Below are 23059 nucleotides of genomic sequence, written 5' to 3' on the forward strand. Positions count from 1 at the left end.
TGTCGTGTCGTGCTGGAACATCGAACAATCCAGATAGTTCACCACTAATGGAACAATCCAGGCATGACAGCCACGCCAGTCACCCGAACGCCGAGGCCGAAGATGTGCTGATCGTCGGAGGCGGGCCCGGGGGACTGACCGCGGCCCAGTATCTTGCCCGCTTCCGCCATCGCGTGCTGGTGGTCGATGCCGGCGATCCCCGTGCCGCCCTGATCCCGAGGAGCCATAATTGTCCGGGCTTTCCAGAAGGGATAAGTGGCCCCGATCTTCTGGATCGGCTCCGACGTCACGCGAGCTTGTACGGAGCAACCGTGATGCAGGGGCAAGTCTTTTCGCTGGCCTCTGGCGACGGAGGCTTTGACGCTGAGACCTCGATCGGCACAATCCGGGCGCGTAAGGTCTTCCTGTCGACCGGAATTATCGACACGACACCCGTCTTGCCTCGCATGGCGGAGGCAATTGCCGCAGGTGTCGTTCGGCTTTGCCCGGTGTGCGACGCATACGAGGTTATCGACCGGAAGATAGCGGTCGTCGGGCAGGGCGACAGAGCCTTGCACGAGGCCATTTTCCTTAGCCGATTCACGCCACACGTAACGATGCTGGGGACCCACGCATCGGACTTTTCAACCAGCACGCGCCGCGCGGCCGGCGAAAGAGGGATACTCATCCGTCACACTCTCGACAAGCTCAGCCAGGCTGCTGACGGGTGTGCGGCGATTTTGCAAGACGGAACGACATGCCGCTTCGATGCAGTCTATGCGGCATTGGGCTGCAAGGTGCGCTCCCAACTCGCCCTGGGCCTCGGCGCGAGATGTTGCGCGGAGGGCTACATCACGGTCGATGAGCACCAGCAGTCGTCCGTCGACGGCATGTACGCGATCGGTGACGTTGTAAAAGCGTTGAACCAGATAGCCGTCGCGTTTGGACAGGCTGCCATTGCCGCGTCTCATGCCCACAGAGAGCTTACCGCCTGAGCCGTTTTCAGCCGGCTACAAAGCATTGTCTTTGTCTGGCGGAACAAGCTGTCGTCCCGAAGGTTCGACACGGCGGGCAACCGAGCAAGACACTTCCTGGCAGGCATTGGCATGGCGTTCGACAGAGATGGACCGAAGCTCTCGACCGTGCTGCTTGTCGCCGCGTTGGCGGCACTTGCCGGATACAACCACGTCCGCGCCAAGCGTGCGCTTGCCGGCCGGGCGCAGGGGCGTGTGCTGGAGATTGACGGTATACGCTTGCATTTTCTCGAAGCCGGCACTGGCATGCCGCTCATTCTGTTGCATGGAAACGGATCCATGGCGCAGGATTTCAAGTCGAGTGGCATCTTCGATCAGGCGGCAAAGACCTATCGGGTGCTCGCATTTGATCGACCGGGCTTCGGGCGAAGCACACGGGCGCGGGGCCGGCGGTGGTCTGCCCGCGACCAAGCCGATCTCATACATGCCGCCGCCGGCAGGCTGGGCATCGACAAATATCTGGTGCTTGGGCATTCGTGGGGCGCTTGGATAGCCCTCGAACTGGCGCGCAGGCATTCTCCTTCGATTGCCGGTATCGTGCTGGTTTCCGGCTATTATTATCCGCCCCCGCGGCTTGATCTTGCACTGGCCGCACTTCCGGCTTTGCCGGTCGCCGGCACAGCGTTTCGCCACACCTTGCTGCCGCCGCTTGTGAGGCTTGCCTGGCCGTGGGCGATGCAGAAGATCTTTCACCCGGCGGTTGTCGCTGCCGACTTCGCCGCTCGCGCAAAAGAGGTCGCCAGCCGCCCCTCCCAACTGCGCGCCGTGTGCTCGGAGTCGGCATCGATGCTGGCCGCGGCCCTGCTGACGAAGGCCAGCTACAGGGATATTGCCGTGCCGACCGGCATCGTGGCCGCCTCTGGAGACCGGTTGTTCGACGCGGAGCAGGAAGCACGACGCCTGCATGCGGAGGTCAGCGGGTCCCTCCTCAACGTCGTTGCGGGCGCCGGCCATATGGTTCACCAGAGCGCCCCTCAGGCGGTGGTGGCCATGGTCCACGCGATTGCAGGACTGCACTCCTCGTTTCAAGGGGCCGTCGGCCGCGACCTAGGCCAGCCGACAAGTTCGGTCTCGCCCGAGGTACCAGCCGGCGATGAGGGCCAGCAGATGATATCCCCGCCAAACCGGGCTTTAAAGAAATGAACGATCAACATCCCGCCGACATACAGTCGGTCCTTCACCAGAACATCCAGGCCCTGATCGACCACAGGCGACAGCAGGAGGAGGACCAAAGCCTTCAGGCGCGAATTGCTGGCGCCGTTTCGCGCTTCGCGGGAAGTATGGCCTTTGTCTATTTGCATCTCGCAATTCTCGTCGCCTGGATTCTTGCCAACCTTGACGCGATACCCGCCATCCCAGCATGGGACCCAACTTTTGTGATCCTGGCCATGGTCGCCTCGGTCGAGGCAATCTTCCTGTCCACTTTCGTGCTGATCAACCAAAACAGAATGGCCGAACACAGCGAGCGCCGAGCGGAACTGGACCTCCAGATCAGCCTTCTCAACGAGCACGAAACCACGCGGCTCATCGAAATGGTGGCCGCCTTGACAGGCCGTCTGAATGTCTCGACGCCGGCCGATGAGGAGCTGCCGCAACTGGCCGAGAATGTCGATCCCCGGCAGGTGATGACGCAAATCCAGCAAGCTTCCGCAGATCAGGAGAAATCTTGAGCAAACAAGATGCACACGTCGAACGGGCCGCCGCCGAGACTGAAGGAGCTTACCCCGAGGAACATTTACCGCTGCTCAATGTTTGGTTGCAGGCCTACAATCCTCCCTCATTGTCTTGGCCTCAAGGCTGTCAAAGCAGCTTCGGCCCGTCTCGGTTTTGTCCGAGGCGGGCCTTCATCACTACGCTTGGATGTCGCGGTGGCGTAACGCTTCGGAGTCACCCACCGCCGATGGGTATCAGACGGAACCAAGTTGACGCCGAGGTAGCGGTGGGCGACCTGGGGATATTCCGGTGAACGATGGCGCCGTTCTGATCGTCGAAGATGAGCCGATGATACTGCTCGACCTCGAGTCAGGGTTGGAGGAGGCTTGGTTCTAGTTCGTCGGCGGTCGAAATGCTGCCCCGGCGCTGGCGGCCTTCGACCCGATCCCAAGGCCGCGTTCACCGACATCGCCTGGGGCCGGGACAATCGGAGGTCGCTCGGCTTGCGGAGGTCCAACCCGACCATTCCAGTTGTATATGTAAGTGGCGACAGTCTTCTTTCTACCCGGATCACAACCGCCGTTTCTCAACTTTAAAATGCACAGCAAACCCCGTCGTTTTTCGTTTTTCCTCCTTCCATGAAACCTCCAGAACATTCTTTCCCGTTCAGCGTTAGGCCGCGCCGGAGAATGCTTGTTTACGATTTCTTGTTTCTTCGGCGTCGGAGCTGGCACACCAGCTTGAGGCCACGTCGGCCCTTCCGGAGGCGGGCCACGCGGGAGTTGAGATGCGATGCATAGGGACGCCTATACCCCATCAGAACTTGCCGTACTGAGCCGCGTCCTGGCCCGCAGCAATATCAAAAACGAAACCGAAACCGAGAGAGAACGGCGCGCATCGCGCATTCTTGCTTATTATCAAGCCGGGATTACGGACGAGAACGAACGTGAACAGTTTTCTCGGCAGCCGCTGGGAAGGTGACGACTAATCTTCCGTCTTCAGAGCTTCCGCCTCGTCTCTGAGCTTCGGCCAATCGGCCCCATGCCTGCGAAGAAGCCTTCGCGCCTGCTTGGGATCGATCTCCGTGAGCTCAACCAGGTGTTCAACCTCAAGTTCCTGGCCTTTTGCCGCTCGGCCCGCTTCTTTTGCTGCTCGTTGCATTGCACTATCCGCTGCTGAGATAAACTAGCGATTACTGCAAGTTGCAGTTCCGGGGGCTCCGAGAAAAATACTCCCCCGCGACCGGGTGCCTGTCGGAATTTCCCTCGTGCGAGCAAGCATGCACTCATTCATCGACCCTGCGGTCAAGTTCTCGAGCAATGACCGATGTTCGCGGGGCATATCCGCATCTGTCGGCAGATCCAGCAACTGCCGAAGCTGGCGACGGCTGGCGTCCGAGGAAATCCATTGACGTATGAGACGGGCTATGGCCCTCTGTTGGGCCTTGCCGATTTCTTCCATGTTGGGAACCCAAGGCTTATCCTTGGTCGAACTCGGCGGCTCCCTGATGGTTCCCTGGCTGAATATCAAACTGCGGTTGAGCAATCGGCGACCTGGGTAAAGGACGGCTGTCTGACAGCCCTCAACTTTCTCTAGGGCGTGACGATTAATTACCTGAGCGAGATAGCGATAGCGGCAAGTTTGACAAAGCCCATGAAGTTGGCGAGCAACTTGTCGTATCGTGTTGCGACGCGGCGGACACCTGCTAATGATAAGCCGCCAGGACAGGTAGAGGGCTGTATCTGCTCCGGAAGGCCCGGACCTGACGCGTTGAGCTTGCGACGGTGCTCAGCCATTAGACGGATCCTCCACCGACGGAACCTCTTTCTTGTTGGTCTGATCTGGCGAGATGAAGGTCCAGGAAGCGATTGTCATGTCTTGCTCCAAGCTGATATAGGGCCCCGTGAGCTGACAAGTCCTGCGTGCGAAGCATAGACCCAATTAATCGCTCACCGACTTTGATGCACTTACATAGATTAAAGCGCCCGCCCACTTGCGCCGATCTACTCCGTGATCAAGCCCGAACCATCTTCCCGGCTTCCCGTCCGATGGGCATGGTTAGCTTGTGGGCAGGGCCTGATCCGGCAGGCGGCAAACTAAAGCAACTTTGTTCGTGGCGCCGTTGCCACGTTCCTGTTGCAGAGATTTTCGGGAGCAACCGGATGCCGTCGCAAGGGCGCAGCCGCCGGCGTGAAAACCGTACGAATTCATCTCATCATTTTGATATCAAGTGATAGACTTAGTCGCAGGACTTTTTCCCCATTCTCATCACGCACCTCGACAAACAATTGCTGCCCGTCGATGCTTTTCAGTTCGTCTCTCGAGAGGTCGACGAGGCCCTCGAATCCGACACGGCGCACCTCTTCGATACCAGCGCACTCCACACCTATCTCATCCTGCAAGACCAGATCGCGATCACCGCTGTCAAAGAAAAATCGTGCCATCGAAGAGTTCCCGTCACCACTAATCTGCGGGGTTCTTTTGGTGCAGGTAGGTTGTGTCGAAATCTCCTGCCCGCTTGAGGCCGGCCCAGTCGCGAGCATGCACTCTCGATCCTGTGGTGGCGATGAGGCCTTCACGTCGTAGTTCCTGAAGCATTCGGTTGACATGGACCGTTGACAAACCCAATGCATCGCCAAGTGCGGCCTGAGTTATGGGAATATCCGCAACGTGATCCTCAATGCGCCCCACCGATCGCATGCGACATATCAGTTCGCATAAAATGTGAGCCATGCGGGTATAAGCCTCCCGTCTCCGCACATTGGTGACCCACTCCCTGTATATTGCGGCGTCGATTAGCGTCGACCGCCAGAAGGCCGTGGCGATGCGGGGGTGTTGGTCGCAAATGCTGCGCAGAGCGTCGTGTCGCATGAAGCCCACTCGGGCCGGCGCTACCGAACTTTTATTCACGCCAAAAGTTCCGGCTGGCGGTGACAGTTCGGAACCGCGAGCGTCGCGCGGCATCAACGGCTCTGTTCGAATGCATGAAGCCGGGCAGGCGACTTCGAGAGGATATTACCCCTGCCGGACACCGCCCAGCTTTACGCACGTTCCGGCAGGCGATGCGTATTGGCATCGCCGCTCGATAAACCGCACGCCCTGCCACTGCCTGCCACACTTTAATCCGCGCCAGAGGAACGGGGTCGCCCCCTTGACGTTCCCCACCGTTGGCAAGGTGAGATCTCAGTGAACAGACCTATTTCGAGGACTGAAATTATCGAACAACTCGATCATCCCTCAAACGACAGGGAGGTCGCGAGAGAACAGGGCGTCTCGCCTTCTGCGGCAATTGCGGCGGCGCTGGCCGACTCGCTGGAGGACGGTCCGAACAAGCATATTATCCATATATCCGCCTCGGAACGCAGTGCCGAAGAGATCGCTGGAGCTTTGCGTCAGTTTCTGCCAGGCGCAGACATCATCTTCCTGCCCTCCTGGGACTGCCTGCCCTACGACAGGGTATGGCCGACACGCGCCAATATGGGGCGGAGGCTTCGCGCGCTGCATGAGATCGCAGGCGAGCCCAAACGCCCGCGCGTCGTGGTTCTGTCGATCGAGACCGCTCTCCAGCGGGTGCCGCCCGCACCAGTCATTGCTTGGGGCTTCACAATTCTGGAACTCGGACAAATGTTCGACCCGCACGACTTCCGAACGAAAGCCGAGGCGGTGGGATACGCCGTCGACGAGAGGGTGGACGAACCCGGCGAGATAGCCTTTCGGGGCGACCTGATGGATATCTTCCCTGCTGGCGCCGATCACCCGGTCCGTCTTGTCCTCGGTCCAGATAGCTGCATCCGAGAACTCAAGATCTACGATCCCGTCACCCAGCTTAGCGAACATTCGCGAGAGTCGATCACTGTTGGACCGGCATCCGAGCTGATGTTCGCAACAGCTGATCATTCCGAGTTGGCACCAATGCGAACGACACCGATGGAAGAACGCCTGATCGCGTTGTATGGCAGTATGCCGTCGGTCTTCGATGTGGCATCCGGCGCCTCAATCTCCTTGCCAGAAGGGCTCGAAGGCCCGCCGCTCGACCGCTTCCTGGATCTGATCGAAGATGCACGTCGTGCCAGGCAAGAGGTTGCCGAACCCGCAACACCATTGCCTGAACAGTTTTACCTGTCGCGCGAGGAATGGGATGTCGCGGTTCGTAAACGCCGCCGCACGAGTCCTACCGTCTCGGCCACCCGAGTTCCCAAATTCGTTCGGCGGGCGCGATCCCGAGATCAGTTCGCCGAGTTTGTGGAAAGGCAGACGAGGTCGGGTGTCACTGTGGTGTTCGCCGGCGAAGCCTCTGAACTGCAGCGAGCGGATCGTCTGCTCGATCGGAGGCTTGGCCGGCGAATGGGGGAGGCGGAGGACTGGCCGCAAATCCGTTCGGCCGCAAGGGGCTCTCTTCTCAAGGCCGAATTCATTGTCGACGAAGGGTTTGTCGACGAGCAATCCCGTATCGCGCTGGTGGCTGCGACCGATCTTTTTGGCCGGGCTTTGAAGGCAAACGGCGGCGCCGCCACCAGTATGCTCGACCCCGAGTTGCGCATTGGCGACGTCGTCGTCCATGAGGATCATGGCCTGGCCATTCTGGTGGCGGTCGAACAGGTCGACTTGGCCGGCCAGCCACAGGATGTCGTCAGGCTGGAATATCATGGGGGGGCGTCGTTGCTGGTTCCGGTCGATGAATTTGGGCGGATTTGGCGCTACGGCTCGGAACCCGATGCCGTGTCGCTCGATCGCTTGAACAGCGACGGGTGGCTCAGCCGACGCAAGGCTGCGCTGCGCGACATCGACAGGCTTGCCAAGCGCTTGACGGGCCTTGCCAAAGCCAGGTCCAGCCAGCCTGCCGAGATCATGAAATGCTCGCGCGCGGATCTCGCCCGGTTTGCGGCGAAGTTTCCCTATACCGAGACTCCCGACCAGGCCGCCGCCATTCGCGATGTGCTCGACGACCTCTCGTCAGGGAGAACAATGAACCGGCTTGTCTGCGGCGACGTCGGCTTCGGCAAGACAGAGGTGGCCCTGCGTGCCTGCGCTGCCGCTGCCCTGTGCGGGAAGCAGGTTGCGGTCATAGCCCCGACAACCGTGTTGGCACGCCAGCATTATGAGACGTTCAGCCGCCGGTTTGCCGGGACAGGCCTCGATGTCGCCCACCTCTCGAGAATGGTTGGCGGGGCGGAGGCGAGAACGGTCAAAGAGCGGCTGCGGAGCGGTCGGGTCGCGGTGGTTGTGGGTACGCAAGCCCTGGCGGCCAAGAGCGTCACCTTCGCCAATCTGGGACTGCTGGTGATCGACGAGGAGCACCGGTTCGGTGTCAAGCTGAAGCAGGCGCTGCGGAACATGGCGCCCCGCCTTCATACGCTGAGCATGAGCGCCACGCCGATACCGCGCACGCTGCAATCAGCGATGTCAGGCATCCAGGAAGTCAGCGTCCTCAACTCTCCGCCTGCCAAAAGGCGTCCCGTCCGCACGATTCTGGAGCCCTTCGATCCAGCTTCGGTTAGAGCCGCCCTTTTGCGCGAATTTCGCCGCGGCGGACAGAGCTTCCTGGTGGTTCCACGCATCGAGGACATCGACCCGGTTGGCGAGCAGCTAAACAGATTGGTGCCGGAACTCGCGGTTGTGACGGCCCATGGAGAAATGAAAGGGACACGGTTGGACGAAATCATGGTCGGATTCGCTGACGGTGAAGGCGACATCCTTTTGAGCACCGACATCATCGAGAGCGGCCTCGACGTACCGCGGGCCAACACCATCCTGATCTGGCGGGCGGACAGGTTCGGTCTGGCACAATTGCACCAGCTTCGCGGCCGGGTCGGAAGGGGAGCGGCGCAGGCTATTGCCTTTCTTCTTACCGAGCCTAGCGTCGAGCTGGCCGAAGGCACAAGAGCTCGACTTTCGACCATGATTGCGCTCGATCGGCTTGGCTCCGGCCTGGCGATCAGTCAAAGAGACCTCGACCTGCGCGGGGCAGGAGACCTCTTCGGCGAAGATCAAGCCGGGCACATGAAGCTGATCGGAGCGGGGCTTTATCAGCATCTGCTGGAGCGGGCGGTCTCGCTGGCTGGGGGAGGGGCCGATCCAGACAAGCATCTTGCCGATATCAAAGGCGCCGCAAATGGGGCCTTTCCCGCAAGCTACGTCAACGAGCCCACAGTGCGCGTTGGCCTTTATGCGAGGCTGTCTCACATGACTTCCGAGACGGATCTCGACGCGTTCGGCGAAGAGCTCGAGGACCGCTTTGGAGATATGCCCGGTCCAGCAGCGGATTTACTGGAACTGACCAGGTTGCGCATAGGCGCGGCGGAACTGGGCATCAGCAAAGTCGACGTGGGACCCGAAGCCATCGCAATCACCTTCCGCAAGAAAACGGTGGCATCCGAATGGCGCTTTAAAAACGCACAGAGCTTCGAGTTCCGCAACGGCCGGCTGATTTTCAGGCCGTCGATCCCGCCCCGCGGCTCAGGCGTCGATGCCGTCCGCTCCCTAGTTGGAGCCTTGCGTGCGGCCAGGTCCAGCCGGCCCAGTGCGTGATGGGTTCGCTTGGATCACCGGTTCCAGATCATGGGGAAAGTTCGGCGCTGCGACGGGCAGTTCGTCAGTTGGCGTTCTTTCCCTTTGAGTCACAACCGGAAGCATTTCAGCGACCTCGATGAGGATATCCTTCAGGAAGTGATTGATGTGGACGCCCATCAGCTGCGTGCCTGTTGTCTCCGATGGCCTTCCAACTTACTGCCGCAAACTATGTTCCCGCCCTGAAAAGCAGGACGCGCTCTTCTGTAAGGTCGACCTTCCAGGCAAATGAAATCCTGGCGAGCGCGCGTCCGGCGCGCGGGCAGTTCGCTCAAGGTTTTGCTCCTGCTGAAGGGCCGTCATCGACGAGGAGGCCGTCAGCGTCGCCTTCCGGGGCTACACGCCGCTGCCGCTCGACGACTGCCTCTATGCTCTGCAGCCACGATCCCGCATCTGACACGGTTTTCATGGCACCGCTGCCTCCAGCTGCGGGCTGCCTGCCGACGCCATTACGAGCCTGCCTGCGCGCGCGCTCGAGCCGAAGACGCGGGCGATCGGAATGGGAATATTCTAAACGGCTTTCTATGCTGAAAGCCCGGTTGGGTCCGCGATCGGCGGAAAGCTTTCCACGTCGCTCGGCTCCGCGAGCGCGGCGCTCGACTTCGGCGCCGTCATGCTCCTGGTTTGCCCAGCAATTCTGTGGGTCTTCCACCGTATCTTTGCTGGCCAAAATCGCCCGGCACTTCCCTAGGGGCGGCCGGTGCCAAAGCCACAGCCAACCTACTGCTGCTGTGCGCCGCCGCTCTGTGGAGGTTCGGGAACGTGGCGCAACGACGGTGCTCGATCATCTCGATGCGCTGAACGCCGTCGGCCTCCGCTGCCTAGTCAAAGGGCTACTCGTGCAGCCCTTTGACCTGATCGAACGGCCGCTACGTGCCGGCGGGCGCTCACTTTTCCAGCATTGCCCGGTGGTCGTGCTGTTTGCCGTCTCCATCCTGCTGCAGCAGTTCTGCTCTCTTCGCCACCGTCACCAATGCTTTCTTGCAATGGGGTGACGCAGCTATGGGCGAACCTTACGGCGCCGACGCTCTCTTGCCTCAATGCTTGGCGGCGAGCTTCATTTCGGCAGCCCTGCCGTCTCAGATGGATCCTCATCGATCAGATTCGTAACTAGCGGACCCTACCTAGCCGCGCCTGGCGAGGCTCCCCAGCGACCAACGCAGTGGGAGGATCGACCCTGCAGACCAAATGAACACGAGACACGCGTCACATCACTTCCGATCCACCAATCGGCCGATATGCTCTAGAGACGTCAGTTTGTTCATCAGGCCAACCTTGGAAAGCCTGGGCGCTTGGTCGAGACGCGGCCGATATTTCGGTCGCTGGGGTGAGAGCGGGTTGACGTTCGAACCGAGCGTTTCCTCAAGCGTTCGGGCAATGCCGTCGGCGCCAAGCAGAAGCATCGGCAGTCGGTAGGCCTCGGCCCAGGCACGCCAGTCGGCGGCAACAAGTTCGAGGTCGTCGGACACCAGCAGCGGCACCGTCAGCATCGGATCATTCTGCAGAAGCTTGAGCTCCGCTGTGAATTTTTCATCCGGATCCTCCATCGCGCAGGCGGCCACGCCGCGGAAAGTCTTGGCGGGAAGGGCAATGATTGCCGGCACGCTGCTTGAATCCTGCGTGCGGCGGACCACCACACCACGTTGGTTGAGGGTGAAGGTCACCTCGCCATAGTTGTCGCGCGTGGTATAGCTCACCATCTCCGGCAGGCGCGATGGGTCGAGACGCCTGTTGCGGCCGGTCCAGGAACTCGTCTCCGGTTCAGTATGAGCCCGCTTACCATCGTCCATCATTGGCACCTGGAGAAAGAACGGGCCTGAAGCAAAGCACGCAAGCAATGCCCCGAGTGGAGCCCAATCCTCTGCGGTGCCGCCGTCTTCGGCTTGCGTCCAGCAACAGCTGCGTGCCTTCGCAATCTCTACCCCTTTATTGAGGTCGTACCGGATCTACCCGGCTCGAATTCTCAGCACATGTCCTACTGCCGCATAAAATAGCAGTGCATTCTGTATTAGCGATTACTAATTTACGTCAATTTGCTGGTACCTTGGAGAAAAGGCCATCGGCCGAGCTATGCGATTCGACTACCGCGTGGATGAAAACGAGGCTTGCTGGCCCCCAGTGCAGCAAAGAGCTTCGCGCCAGCGACATCTGCCTTCCTGAAGATCCAGCCTAGGGGCGGCTGCGAACCGCGGGATCGACTTTGATTTCTTCAAACCGTTGTCTGACCTATGATGGATGGGACAGATAGACAAGCAATATCAGCCAGTTGCGCGACGCTGTGTGCAAAAATCGCACACGAAAGTTCTGCATCTCTTCTTTTTTCGTTCCCGCGACGGGGCCGCCGACAGCCCTTTTCGGACGCTCTTTTGCCGACGATATTGACCGCTCCAATGCGGATGTTCGCCGGGATATCCGCGAACCTCATTGTTCGCCGCAGCCGCAGAGAAGCCGGCCTTGCTTGCTTATTTGTGGTTCAGAGTTTCCAGATAACTCAAGGTGGGTGTCACAACGGGAGAAGCCGTAGAAGTCCAGAACATGCTTTGCTTGCTGAGAAGCTGTCGGCAAACGCGGCGGGCGTGGTCGCACTCAGCCCGGAAAGGGGACCCTGGCACCGGAGAGTTCGAGGATGCTGTATATGCTAGCGGCACAGCTCCGGTACTCGATGCTGATTTGGCGAGCGCCAGCCGAAGACCCGGCCGCTTACGGCGTTATCGTCTCGATCGGACACTTCTGCGCACGACTGGGTCCGAGCCGTGCAGCATCACCCGGTTGCGACCAGTTTCCTTCGCTAGATAGAGTGCTGCATCCGCTTGACGCTGTAGCTCCTCGGGCGGGGCAGCCTCGCTGGCACTCTGAACGGCTACTCCGATGCTGACGGTAACGCGGCGCGACACCGGAGATCCAGGGTTGCGAAGAGCGGCAGCCTCGACGCCCTGACGAATTCGCTCAGCTACGAAGATGGCTTTTTCCTCGTTCACCTCGGGCAGGAGCACGAGGAACTCTTCGCCGCCGTAGCGGGCCACCTGGTCCTGATCACGCCTGACATTGTCTTGGATGATCTTGGCCACCTCAACCAGACAGCGATCGCCCTCGGCGTGTCCGAGGTGATCATTCAGGTTCTTGAAGTGGTCGATGTCGCACATCAGCATGGCGAAACCGTCAGGGCGACCGTTGCCGCTTCCCCATAAGTTGTTGAGCGTTTCCGTCATCCAGCGCCGGTTAGCAATGCCGGTGAGCGGATCGGTTCTCGCCAGGAGTAACAGTCGATCATTCGCTTTCGCCAATTCGGCAACTCTGCGCCGATCGCGAAGCTCAAAAAGGAACGTCTTTTGAGCGAGAATTGTCATGATGCGCCGAGCGGCGACCGTTGCGAAGATCCCGCTCGCAAAAAACAGCGTCGCCGCGACCGCACTACCAAACTCAATAGCCGGGTTCCGGAGTTGGAAAACGAGATAGAGACCGAGCGCCAGTGCGGCCATGGTCACGGTCCAGGCGAGAGGGATGCCGAAGATGATGATGGCTGTTATGCCTACGAACAGCATGATGTTCAAATGCCGCTCGTAAAACTCGCCACCCGCGCTGACGCCGACCAATGCGACTGAGAGCAAGATCAAGAACATGCCTGCGATCAGCGAAGCGCCTTGAAACCAAGGCGCCCGCGGTCTTCGCCAGACAAAAACGGTGGCCGTCGCGACCGGTGGAATGATGGCGCCTGGCAGCAGCATGGACAGCGCGACCGGCTCTGGCAGGATCAGCATGTTAAGCGCCAGGGTCAGCACATCCAGCAAAGCTACCCAGATCATCCAGGCGCGGATGATCTTCGCCGTTTGCGACCAGATTCGTGCTCGAAATAGCTGTTCGATCTCGCCCTTGAGGCGGATATCGCGCGTGCGGCGCGCCAGAAGTCGGTCAACTTCAGCGGTTAAGGCAGGGTCTTCCTGCCCGTCGATGTGCATCAGGTCGGACACAGTCGATAGGCCTAGGCTGCTTTCTCCTGGACATTCATCCGGGGCATTCCCTCGTCGGGACGATGGGCAAGCCTGCCGAATCTTTCTGAAGATTTGATTGCAAGGCGCAAGGATTTCGCTGGCAGAATCAATTTCTGAGAGTCAGGAGTCTTGGATCGCCAGCCTTTTGGCAACGCTCAGACCACCAGCGGGTACGGTTCACGCACTGTGCTTCGCAACACCTCATCGCATCAGAGGCAAGCCTGGGGTGCATAGGGCGGGGCACGGCGTTCGTAGGTTTGGATCGCTATGGCTCCCCGGGCCGCACTAAACTGCGAACTATGAGCTGCCGATCCCTCTCAAAACTACGCCCGAACCTTCCCCTAAGATTCGCAAGCGGGATCGCGAGCGCGCGGAGCGGATCCGGCTAGCGGGCGGCCCAAGATTATCGCTGAGGCAACGGGCAGTCGCGCTCGCCCAAGAACAAGAGGTGGTGCGAACGCGCGACCTCACGAACATCGGTATTCCCCGTTGCTACCTAGCCCGGATGTGCAACGAGGGCCTGCTCATCAAGGTCGGATATGGAGCCTATCGCGCAGCAGATCAGGAAGCGACACTGAAGGCCGGGAAGGACGCGATCGACACATTGGCGTCGACATACGAGGCCCTGGAGGCCGAACGTGTTGAGGCCACGGAAAAATATGACCGCAGTGTCGCCGAGAGAAGTACCTTCGCGCATTTCCGATCCTGACGGATATCCGCCGCAAGGCAGCCCAACTGGCTGAGTTACCCGAAATCCCTTCACCATCACGGACCTGGACAGGCAATGTCGCCGGCTTGATCGATGACGATGCCAGCCTGAGAACGCGGCTGTCCGGGAACATCGACGAGGTCGAGCGTCTGACGACGAAAATCACCTCTGTTGACGTGGACGAAACGATCCTTCCGGTTTCCGAGCGCATTCGCGGTCTGGCGGAAAGCAAGGTGCGCTATGTCTCGGCAGGCCTGGACTTGCCCAATCGCAGGATGGAACTGCAAATATTCGATAACACGGTAGCGAGTTGCCTTGCCGCATTGGGAAGGTCCTCCGAGCCTAACCCTGCTGCGCTGCTTTTGCCTGCTGCCACTGTTGGCGTTGTTCGCAACATGATCGAACAGCGATCCGGCATTGCTACCGGTGTGCGCGGCGCCCGAGACGAAGCTGCGGCCGCCCTTGATGCACGTCAGACAGCACGAGCGCGCGTCGGCGAAGAAAGGGCCGTGCCCGGGCCCGCCCGGGCAAGGCTGGGCTCAGCCCTGTCGAAAGCGAGGGGAAGTGGGCACCTACGGGAGATCAAAACGGCACACGATGCGGAGGATGCGGGCGGAATACGATGGGAGGCGGCGCTCGCTCGCTTGCATCCCTGGTCCGGAGATGCACGGGCGCTGGCCAGGATGTCGGTTCCAAGCGCCAGTCAGCTCGGCCAATGGAAGAAGCGCATAACAGAGCTTGGCAAGAGCAGGGCGGTCCTTTCAGAACGTCTTGCCGAACACCAGGACACCCAAGATGTGCTCACGGCGCGGCTGGATACCCTTCGTGCCTCGGAAAACATAACAGACGATGAAGCGGCCGCCACCATCCGGCGTGCTCGCGACGAAGCCTGGGCAAGGTATCGAGATGACCTGACTGGCGAAACAGCGGACGACTTCGCGATAGTATTGGCTCGGGATGACAGTGTTGGAGCGTTTCGTCTGGTCAATGCGCGGGAGCTCGCCGAGATCCGAACAACGGTCCGTAGCCTCGCTGAGACAGTGGCCGCGATCGCACGGATGGACGGCCAACTTGCGCAACTCGACTTGGACGGGGAAGCAGTGCTCGCGGAAATTCGCGAAGCAGGAAGGGAGCTGATGGCAGACTGCCTAGAATCCTTGCCCGAGCGTCTGATCGATCTGATCGAGGAGCGTGCTTCCGCCAGAACCGACGCGCTTGCCCGCAGCGAGGCAAGAAGGCTGCACGGGCGGCCGACGAAGAACACCAAACACGCTTGGAGTTGGTCCGCGCGCTGGAAAGCGTCGGCATAACCTCGGATCGTAGCGACAGCCTGGAGACGGTGATGGCCGTCACGGAACTCTTCCTCGACAGGCAAGCCAAGGTGGATGCCGAGCGCGCAGAGGCACTGCGAACAATTAGCGCGAAGGAGGAGGAACTGGCAGCCAGACGACGGGCTGTGGAAGTGGCGGAAAAGCGTGAGGAAGAATGGCTGGCCGGCATCACCGAAGCGCTCGAAGGTACCTGCATTTCGGCATCGGCCATCGGCACCGTACTCGATCAGTTGGCAGAACTGTCGAAAAGCCTTCAGGAGCGCGATGCCATGCAGCTCCGCATCGAGAAGATGGAGGCAGACACAGACAATTTCATTGTGGAGGTCACCGCTGCCGCAGCTGAAGCTGCCGAGCCGACGAACGAAGATGAACCAGAGCAGTTGGCCATACGGCTTGCTGAACGCCTGGAGCGCGCCGATCGCGCCAGCGAGATGAAAAAAAACCTCTCCAATGATTTGGAGCGCCTGCAAGATGCACGCGACACCCTCAATGTCGAAATGGCGGCACATGAAAGGCGCAAAAACGAAGTGCTGGGCGCCTTTGGTGTAACTACGCTGTCCGAAGTCGTGGAACGCGACAAGCTGCTGCGGGAGAGGGATCGTCTGCGCACGGAAGTCGCCGAAACTGAAGAGCGGTTGTCGGCCGAGCTTGCGGTGGAAGGATTCGCGCAGGCGTGTTCAATATTGGATGATCTCGATTTCGATGGCCTCGCAATCGAGAAGGGCGAAGCGAGCTGCGGCTTCGCGATCTTGACGAAGCGATAAAACTGCAGCTCATCCGGCAGACACGAGCGGCCGACAAGCTGGACGCTATTGGCGGCGACAGTGCTGTGGCTCGAATAGATGCCGAACGCCGCACCGTCCTTCTGGAAATCGAAGAAAAGGCCGTCCGCTATATCGAGCTGAAACTGGGCCTTCTGTCGGCTGGAAACGCGCTGCGTCTATACCGGGAGCGTCATCGCTCCGGGATGATGGGAAGAGCGTCTGATGCTTTCGCGCTCATCACACATGGCCAGTATTCGGGGCTGGCGACCCAACCCGTCAAAGGCGGCGAAGTCCTCATTGCATTGCAGCGCGACGGGAAGTCCAAGGTTGCCGACGCACTGTCAAAGGGCGCACGTTTCCAGCTCTACCTGGCGCTCAGGCTTGCCGGGTACTACGAGTTTGCGCAGTTTCGACCCTCCGTCCCATTCATTGCCGACGACATAATGGAAACCTTCGACCATTTCCGATCTGAGGAGGTCTTCAGATTATTTGGCGAGATGGCAAGTGCCGGGCAGGTGATCTATCTCACGCATCACCAGCACCTATCCGTTCGCCTGGTCGACGTGGAAGGCTTGAAGCGAGGACTTTCCCGGATCGTCCTGCCATCGTTCAAGGCTCCGTCGGCAGCGGCCGTTCGCACGGCATTCGGCGAGATCGACTGGAGACGCGCCGCGAGGGGCGACTTCTCGGGATTCAGAAAGCTGATCTCCGAAATGTTGCCGATGGACATCGCAGCGGCGAAGGACGCCTTGAGGGGCGCTGTTCGCAAAGAGGCGGTCGACGAAGTCCGCTTGTTGGCGAGTTCCGCAGCCGGGATAGCGTCGGACGGAGGAATAAAGGCGACGTTCCGAGCACTGGAATATGCCGATGACGCAAAGGATCTGTCCCGGGCCAGATCGCTGTCGGCGCGCATGGGGGAGAAAACCTCTGCCGTCCTGAGAGTGCTGGGCAAAGGCGCGATCAAGCTTGGAAAACTCGTCTATTTGGTAGCTTCAATTTTGATTGCGGTTCTAGGTTGGTTCGTCGGCGCGTTGTGGTTCGTGTTTTCTTGGATCCGCACCTCGCGTCGCTTATTTTGGCGCAAGGGGGAGATCGCGTGAATTCGAGGCGTTCAAAATTGGCGCTGGTCGCGGCAGGGAGTGGGGGAACCGCGGTCGCAGGCTTCGGACCCGCGTTCGGTAGGGACATCTACAAGAAGACGAAGAAGAACGTCGAATTGATCGCGCTGCTTCTGGCAGCGGCCATCTGCCCGTTCGTCGGCGGACGGGGCCTCGTCCGAGGACATGATCGAGGGTTTTTAGGAACCATCTTCCTGACCGTTCTTGGAAGCCTCCTTCTAATCGCGGCGGGGCTGTGTGCAGCCACCCTTCTGATGTTCGGGGTCCTTGTGCTTGTCACCGACGGCAAACGTGACAGCCCCTTCCTGCTTGCGCTGTTGGGCGCGTTTGTGGTGACCGCGCTTCTTGTGGCAATCGGGATCGTGGTTGGCCTTCTTCAGCGACCTAAACGGCTGAAGACAATTGCCGTCGGCAAGTTCAACGAGCGCTTCTTGGAGGAAAATGGGTTTCGAGAAACAGACGGGGATGACATCACTCACTACGATGACAGTGGCCAAGCGCTCCGCTTCCTTGAGGCTCACCAAAATCGTCTCGTTTTCATGGCTGTTGGCCGGAGGGGGAAACGGGCGTTTATCGATCTCGACCAGGACGGCCGAATGGTAGGCTACTCGGGCGTCAAATGACCAGCATGAAGCCCAGGAAATAGATACCCGAGCTGTCTAACCAGTTTGGGTTGGGGGGGAGAGGTAAATGAATGTCGAGCTGCAGAAAGCCACGAAGGAAATCGCGCTTTGAGAGCACCGATTCCAGGTCCGCAAAGTCCTTGGTCGCCGTGCCAATTCGCGGCCAGACGGTTCATCACGTTTAGTGACAATTATGGCCGACGCTCTCTCCGCCATATCATCAATGCAATCAACATGTTAGAATAAATTACACAACTTACCCACCAAAAAGCCCATCATGTAGGATGGTATTGATTTAGACAACATGCGACGGCATGAGACATTCGGCCGGGGTGCCATTCCCATCGTAAAACTGTTCGGAACCGAACGCCAAGTCAGCGACTAACGGACAGACGATACGCCAAGCCTCAGGGTACACGAATGCGAACGGCTATGGGCTGAGTATGGAGCCATTCTCCTCGACGGGCAAACGCCGTTCCGTTAGCGATAGCTAAAAAATGCACTGGGGCGATAAAAGGCTCGCTGCCCCAACCCAGCGACCCCACGTCCACGCTGTGTGCGGTACGATTACCAGCCCCAACGCTGGCAAATCTGAGAGAGGCAATTTGGATGCCACTCCGGGCGTGCCAAAACGGCACTTCTGGACTCTTGGTCGTTACGGACGCATTCTTCCGCTTGGGAGCTTGGGGGAAGTGGACAGATCACGTCACGACAATCGGTCTGACCAGTGGCGGAAGCGCACTGGCGCGAGGCGGCGTCGCGCAATCCTGTTGGCCAGCGTTCCGAAGCGGCTCGTGTTCGTCACGGTCGCCGCAGCGGCGGTCTTGGTTGGCCAGTTCGTCATGCAGCATCGCGACGACATGCCCGACGTCAACCTGTCGAACTTGGTCGGACCGAAGCCGGCGCCGATCGCCGGCGTTGCGTCGGTCATCGATGGCGACACGATCGAAGTGCATGGGCAGCGCATCCGCTTCAACGGGATCGACGCACCCGAGAGCCGGCAGTATTGCAGCGATGCCAAGGGCTTTGACTATCCTTGCGGCCACCGGTCGGCCGAGGCGCTGGACGCCTTCCTGGCGGTGTCCAAGCCAGTGCAATGCACGTTCGTAAGTTGGGACCGCTACCATCGCTTTGTTGGTGACTGCCGGCGAGCAGATGGCGCCAATGTGGCCGCATGGATGGTCGAGCACGGCCAGGCACTGGACTGGCCCCGCTACAGCCACGGCGCTTACGCAGAGCAGCAGGGGAAGGCCTCGGCGGCAAAGGTCGGCCTATGGGTCGGAACGTTTCAGGCGCCTTGGGATTGGCGAGCGGCCAATGCAGACAAAGTCGAGGTAGTCAGCACTCCGTCGACCGGCTTCGGGTTGTTAGGCTCTGGCTGCAGCATAAAGGGCAACATCAGCGTGAATTCCGGCGAGCACATCTACCATCTGCCCGGCCAGGAGCACTACGACGAAACCGTTGTCACGCCGAGCAAGGGCGAACGATGGTTCTGCACCGAGGGCGAAGCGCGCGCAGCTGGATGGCGAAAGGCACGCCGCTAGGATGCTGATCTTCTCAAGGCGCACTTTGCAAAAATTAATTTATGCGGCCGCGCCGCATCTGCCGGCCGACCAATTGAGAAAACTGGCGACGAATGTCGACAAGGCTAACAAGAACGGGATTCGGGAAGTCTGGGAGCTGTATCTCTTCGTCGGACATCCCTTGGCGCATAAGGCCAAGTATGAGCCAATGCTTCCAGACGGAAAGAAGCCCGATATGCGCGCTACGATTACATGAGAGAAAAGCGAGAAGCACTCGACCTTTGGGCCGATCGACTGGCCGGAATTGTACAGAGGTGGCGCGGAGGTCGTTCCGTTCGGCTCGATGGACGCTGCGTGACAGCAAGGAATCGCTAAAACACGCCCCCGAATTCAAATACTCGGACGAGCAAAAGAGGGTGATCGTCGAAGCCCTCGCGGTTGATCTTCATCACCTAACTTCCGCCGCGTTGAAATGATTGTGAGCAGGCGCTCGCGATAGGTGCCCGTGACGTGTTCGCTGGCGGTAGCCGCAGGCAGTGACTACTGGAGTCACCACCAAACCGGAACCGCTGCAGATTGACGGACCGACCAACTCGAGTATCATCTTTTGCCGCCCGCTAGGAAAAAGACCGGCGCCCTCGCTGGGAGGTTGCCCGAATGGCGCCGGCCAGACGGTCCTTTTCAGGTCCGCCGCTCTCCAGACATAGCTGAGCCTTTCCGTTGCGTCAGGTTACGGACTACGCTTTGGCTTTCCGCTTCGCAGGTGCCTTCTTGGCTGGTGCGACGGGTTCAGCCTTGCGGCCAAGCCCGATGGACTTCGCCAGTTGCGAGCGCTGAGCGGCGTAATTCGGAGCTGTCATAGGGTAGTCGTGCGGCAAGTTCCATTTGGCGCGATAGGCGTCCGGTGTCAGGCCGAAGTCCGTGCTAAGATGCCGCTTCAGGGATTTAAACTTCTTGCCGTCTTCGAGGCAGATAATGAAGTCCGGCGTCACAGACCTCTTCGGGTTGACCGCGGGGACTTGCGGTTCAACGACAGGCGAGATCGGCGTGCCAAGTCCGGACAGCGAAGCATGAACCGATGCTATCACGTTCGGCAAGCCAGACACCGGCAATGGATTGTTGCTGACATATGCTGAGACAATGTCGGCTGTTAACTCAGCAAGTTCGGCAGGGCGGGTGTCGGAATTCGTTGGTCATTGGTGGTCCTTTTTGTCTGGTTTGTCCCCTCTCTATTGGTTGATGATCAACGACGCAACCGCCCTTCTAAGCATGGTCTGTCGAACTGCAGTGGAGCCGACGCAGAATTCGTACGGACTTCGGACAACCCTTTGATGTTATTTCAGAAGTAGTAGCGACCGTAGAGCGAACGAGGCTTGTGAAGCGAAGTTGCCTGCCCAGCATCCGGTTTGGCTGGGGAACCTGGAAGCCTTTCGAACTTCTGGGTCGCGCCTCAGCTCGAATTGCGGGTGCTTATGAACAAAGTGGGATATTAGATTCGGGCTGGGAGGCATCGACTTCCTGGCGCGTTTGCCCTCCTCATAGTGCACGTCCGGAGGTATCCAAATGTGAGTGGCAGCGTTGCGCCTCATCGGCCGCTCAGCATCCTGTCGCACTGCCTGAAAGCGGACGTCGTCCGCAGCAAGCTTATAAGTCGCCTGCTCGACAGAGATCTGACCTATCAGTGTACGCACTGCGAAGCCAAGCTCGGTCGATTTCCAAGCTCTGCCTAAGGTTTGCTGGCCAATTGCGGAACTTTTGGCAGGCCGAGAGCTTCTCCAAGCTCGAGACCACAGGAGGAACGAGTGGCCAATCTTGGAAGACTTGCGATCGCTATGCTGGGGGTCTTGGCTTATCAAAACCGCGACAAGATCGCACAGATGATCCGTGGAGCGGGAGAGCGCGATCCAAACAATCCGCAAGGGGGGATGCTCGACCAGATGTCCAGGGGCGTTGCCGGCACCGCGCTTGGCGATATTCTCGACCGTTTTAAAAATGCAGGTGCTGGCCCGAAGGTGGACTCCTGGGTTGGCACCGGGCCGAACGAGCCGATCGAGCCTCATGAGGTGGAAAAGGCTATTGACGCGCAGACGCTGGAGGCACTTTCAACGCAGACTGGCCTCTCGCGCGAAGAGCTCATTGCGAGGATCACCAGGGATCTGCCGGACGCCGTTAACCAGATGACCCCAAACGGCAAGCTGCCAGCAGATCACCGAACGAACGACTCGGTCGAGCCGACGCTGCTCGATGACGTGCCACGGACCGGGAGCGGGACGCCGAAGCAATAGGAACAGGCTATGAGATATGGTCCCCATATTCTCCTGAGTTTAATTGTCACCATGGTGCCCACGTCGCTGCTCGGTGCTCAGGGATGGCAGGGCTTCGGGATCAAACATCTCGGCTTCGTGTTCGATGTCCCCCCGGGGTTTGTACTTACCCAGCGCTCCGACCAAGGGGCAGCCTTCGAGGGCAAAAACAAAGCGTTTCTCGCAGTATGGGGGGCTCAACTCGGCAAGGCGAGTTTTCGCACCGAGATAGAGCATCGCATGGCAATGAATGAGCACGACGGCTGGAGGTTGACCTATAAGCGAGTGACGCCGCAATGGGCCAGCTATTCTGGGCTGAAGGACGGTCAGATACTGTATGTCCGGGCCGTCAAAGTCTGCGACGGCCGCGCGGCATTGTTTACGGCCACCTATAGTCGTGACGAAAAGCTCCCCTACGATCCGATTGTCGTTCGCATGGTAAGATCGCTAAGGGCCGATGGTTGTTAACCAAGCTGTATACGACACGGCTGGATGCGCTTCTTGCATGTCCTGCTTGTAGGGCATCGCATCGATCTCCAGAGGCCAGTCCAATCAAAGCCCGACGTCAACGGTTCTACGCCTCCTGGCTGTCCACGCTGAGAGTCATGGCCCCGGACGCGACCGCTCGCTGGGGAGGCCCTTCGCTGCCGGCATCCGTCGAGACGGGTACGCGTGAGCACGGCATCGAAGCTCCAGGAACAAAGTGGTTCCGCTAATGTTGGGAGAAAAATTAGCGGAGACTAATATGAAATTCTTACCCGTTCTGGAACCCTGCGACACATGGGCGGTATTCGACACTACGACCGACGAACCGGCCGAGTTTGCAGGCGAGTGCCTCATTGGTCTGACAAAGGCCGCCGCTATTTGGCTCGCGGCAAGAGCCAGCGACGATGAAAGAAGAAACCGTTGCCGGCATGCATCGAGCATCAGCGTACTGGGTAGCGCTGGGTTTTTTCAGCAGCAACCGCGTGAACAGTCGTGGGGGTGATGAGTGACGAGGCCATGGCTGCCATCATGGCCTCACGTGATGATGAAGTGCAGGTCCTCGGTGTATTCGACGCAGCGAACAAGAAAGAAGCCTCCCTTGAACTTCGCCGTCTTGGAGAGGCAGTTCACTTTTTGGCAAACGCGTCGGTATTGGGCTACGACGTTCGTTCTGCGATAATCTTTCATGGAGTTGCGGGAGCGCCATGCTTGAGGGCGAAGCAATGTGAGCAACTTTGGGCGAAACACGGCGCGCTGCTGGTGAAGTCGGACTGCAGTTCTTGAGGGGAGGCTTGTCGGTGACGGGCTGGCCGACTGTGTCTGCGAGTCCTGACGGCTGGCCCGGGCCTCGCCCGATCCGGCTGCTTTACCGGATGACTGCGTTGAAAGGATCCATGTGAGGACATCTGGCCCGATGCCCGCTCAACTTGATCTTAGGTCGCTGGATGGGCGATTGGGAACCGGCAGCGGGCTCGGGGGGA

At 59.5% G+C, this 23059-nt stretch carries 22 protein-coding genes and 3 pseudogenes; 17 read left to right on the plus strand and 8 right to left on the minus strand.

All coding sequences use genetic code 11. The features are described 5' to 3' along the window. Positions 1–47: 47 nt before the first annotated feature. Positions 48–974 (plus strand): NAD(P)/FAD-dependent oxidoreductase, encoded by a 927-nt coding sequence (locus tag FJ492_RS11345; RefSeq protein ID WP_140716993.1) that lies wholly within the window; start codon positions 48–50, stop codon positions 972–974. Positions 975–989: 15 nt separating this feature from the next. On the opposite strand, the gene FJ492_RS29195 is transcribed toward FJ492_RS11345, so the two are convergent. Beyond that, the gene (locus tag FJ492_RS29195; RefSeq protein ID WP_246676000.1) at positions 990–1280 is read right to left on the minus strand and encodes a hypothetical protein; all 291 of its coding nucleotides are present in this window, start codon (positions 1278–1280) and stop codon (positions 990–992) included. 12 nt (positions 1281–1292) lie between these two features. Here FJ492_RS29195 and FJ492_RS11350 point away from each other — a divergent pair, with 12 nt between their 5' ends. The 3 genes from FJ492_RS11350 (at position 1293) to FJ492_RS11360 (ending at position 3647) form a co-directional block, all read left to right on the plus strand. Then, complete coding sequence (locus FJ492_RS11350) at positions 1293–2156, plus strand: alpha/beta hydrolase (RefSeq protein ID WP_246676001.1); 864 nt, start codon at positions 1293–1295, stop codon at positions 2154–2156. Next, a complete protein-coding gene (locus FJ492_RS11355; RefSeq protein ID WP_140746881.1) occupies positions 2153–2683 on the plus strand; it encodes a DUF1003 domain-containing protein in 531 nt (176 codons plus the stop codon). Before FJ492_RS11350 ends, FJ492_RS11355 begins: the two co-directional genes overlap by 4 nt. 775 nt (positions 2684–3458) lie before the next feature. Further along, positions 3459–3647 (plus strand): hypothetical protein, encoded by a 189-nt coding sequence (locus FJ492_RS11360; protein WP_140746879.1) that lies wholly within the window; start codon positions 3459–3461, stop codon positions 3645–3647. 3 nt (positions 3648–3650) lie between these two features. On the opposite strand, the gene FJ492_RS11365 is transcribed toward FJ492_RS11360, so the two are convergent. From FJ492_RS11365 to FJ492_RS29570, 4 genes and pseudogenes are all read right to left on the minus strand, one after another. Continuing rightward, positions 3651–3827: a hypothetical protein gene (locus FJ492_RS11365; RefSeq protein WP_140746876.1), complete on the minus strand. Its 177-nt coding sequence runs from the start codon at positions 3825–3827 to the stop codon at positions 3651–3653. A gap of 449 nt (positions 3828–4276) precedes the next feature. Continuing rightward, a pseudogene (locus tag FJ492_RS11370) lies at positions 4277–4363 on the minus strand (IS5/IS1182 family transposase); the annotation flags it as partial. A 510-nt stretch (positions 4364–4873) separates the two neighbouring features. Continuing rightward, positions 4874–5110, minus strand: coding sequence for a hypothetical protein (locus FJ492_RS11375; protein ID WP_140717001.1), 237 nt, complete (start codon positions 5108–5110; stop codon positions 4874–4876). A gap of 19 nt (positions 5111–5129) precedes the next feature. Continuing rightward, complete coding sequence (locus tag FJ492_RS29570; RefSeq protein ID WP_348641908.1) at positions 5130–5630, minus strand: Crp/Fnr family transcriptional regulator; 501 nt, start codon at positions 5628–5630, stop codon at positions 5130–5132. A gap of 222 nt (positions 5631–5852) precedes the next feature. Here FJ492_RS29570 and FJ492_RS11385 point away from each other — a divergent pair, with 222 nt between their 5' ends. The 3 genes and pseudogenes from FJ492_RS11385 (at position 5853) to FJ492_RS11400 (ending at position 10228) form a co-directional block, all read left to right on the plus strand. Further along, positions 5853–9194 carry a DEAD/DEAH box helicase gene (locus FJ492_RS11385; protein WP_181165882.1) on the plus strand — a complete coding sequence of 1114 codons (3342 nt, stop codon included), beginning with the start codon at positions 5853–5855 and terminating at the stop codon, positions 9192–9194. Between the two features lie 340 nt (positions 9195–9534). Beyond that, positions 9535–9659, plus strand: a pseudogene (locus FJ492_RS11390) (IS481 family transposase); the annotation flags it as partial. Between the two features lie 350 nt (positions 9660–10009). Next, positions 10010–10228 (plus strand): hypothetical protein, encoded by a 219-nt coding sequence (locus tag FJ492_RS11400; protein ID WP_140506154.1) that lies wholly within the window; start codon positions 10010–10012, stop codon positions 10226–10228. A 216-nt stretch (positions 10229–10444) separates the two neighbouring features. On the opposite strand, the gene FJ492_RS11405 is transcribed toward FJ492_RS11400, so the two are convergent. Then, positions 10445–11023, minus strand: coding sequence for a DUF6101 family protein (locus tag FJ492_RS11405; RefSeq protein ID WP_246676002.1), 579 nt, complete (start codon positions 11021–11023; stop codon positions 10445–10447). Positions 11024–11941: 918 nt separating this feature from the next. After that, on the minus strand, positions 11942–13189 hold the full coding sequence (locus FJ492_RS11410; RefSeq protein WP_140747196.1) for a diguanylate cyclase: 1248 nt from the start codon (positions 13187–13189) through the stop codon (positions 11942–11944). 442 nt (positions 13190–13631) lie between these two features. Between FJ492_RS11410 and FJ492_RS28720 the strand changes: the two genes are divergently transcribed. The 7 genes from FJ492_RS28720 (at position 13632) to FJ492_RS11430 (ending at position 19546) form a co-directional block, all read left to right on the plus strand. Next, positions 13632–13931, plus strand: coding sequence for a type IV toxin-antitoxin system AbiEi family antitoxin domain-containing protein (locus FJ492_RS28720; protein ID WP_281406443.1), 300 nt, complete (start codon positions 13632–13634; stop codon positions 13929–13931). 86 nt (positions 13932–14017) lie between these two features. After that, entirely contained in the window at positions 14018–15241 is a 1224-nt protein-coding gene (locus FJ492_RS28725) for a hypothetical protein (protein WP_181166635.1), read from the plus strand. A 32-nt stretch (positions 15242–15273) separates the two neighbouring features. Then, a complete protein-coding gene (locus tag FJ492_RS28730; protein WP_181165880.1) occupies positions 15274–16026 on the plus strand; it encodes a hypothetical protein in 753 nt (250 codons plus the stop codon). 65 nt (positions 16027–16091) lie between these two features. Further along, a complete protein-coding gene (locus FJ492_RS28735; RefSeq protein ID WP_181166636.1) occupies positions 16092–17126 on the plus strand; it encodes a hypothetical protein in 1035 nt (344 codons plus the stop codon). A 17-nt stretch (positions 17127–17143) separates the two neighbouring features. After that, positions 17144–17767, plus strand: a complete 624-nt coding sequence (locus tag FJ492_RS11420) for a hypothetical protein (protein ID WP_140746869.1) — start codon at positions 17144–17146, stop codon at positions 17765–17767. A gap of 794 nt (positions 17768–18561) precedes the next feature. Beyond that, complete coding sequence (locus FJ492_RS11425; RefSeq protein ID WP_246676004.1) at positions 18562–19311, plus strand: thermonuclease family protein; 750 nt, start codon at positions 18562–18564, stop codon at positions 19309–19311. 1 nt (position 19312) lies between these two features. Then, positions 19313–19546 carry a hypothetical protein gene (locus FJ492_RS11430; protein WP_140769907.1) on the plus strand — a complete coding sequence of 78 codons (234 nt, stop codon included), beginning with the start codon at positions 19313–19315 and terminating at the stop codon, positions 19544–19546. 481 nt (positions 19547–20027) lie between these two features. On the opposite strand, the pseudogene FJ492_RS11435 reads toward FJ492_RS11430, so the two are convergent. After that, positions 20028–20480 (minus strand): annotated as a pseudogene (locus FJ492_RS11435) (MucR family transcriptional regulator); the annotation flags it as partial. 612 nt (positions 20481–21092) lie between these two features. Here FJ492_RS11435 and FJ492_RS11440 point away from each other — a divergent pair. From FJ492_RS11440 to FJ492_RS11450, 3 genes are all read left to right on the plus strand, one after another. After that, positions 21093–21575, plus strand: a complete 483-nt coding sequence (locus FJ492_RS11440; RefSeq protein ID WP_140746860.1) for a YidB family protein — start codon at positions 21093–21095, stop codon at positions 21573–21575. A gap of 9 nt (positions 21576–21584) precedes the next feature. Continuing rightward, positions 21585–22061 (plus strand): hypothetical protein, encoded by a 477-nt coding sequence (locus tag FJ492_RS11445; protein ID WP_140769910.1) that lies wholly within the window; start codon positions 21585–21587, stop codon positions 22059–22061. 534 nt (positions 22062–22595) lie between these two features. Then, complete coding sequence (locus FJ492_RS11450; protein ID WP_140746857.1) at positions 22596–22862, plus strand: hypothetical protein; 267 nt, start codon at positions 22596–22598, stop codon at positions 22860–22862. Positions 22863–23059 lie beyond the last annotated feature (197 nt).

It is taken from the genome of Mesorhizobium sp. B2-5-4 (assembly GCF_006441095.1).
GTDB classification, from domain to species: domain Bacteria; phylum Pseudomonadota; class Alphaproteobacteria; order Rhizobiales; family Rhizobiaceae; genus Mesorhizobium; species Mesorhizobium salmacidum.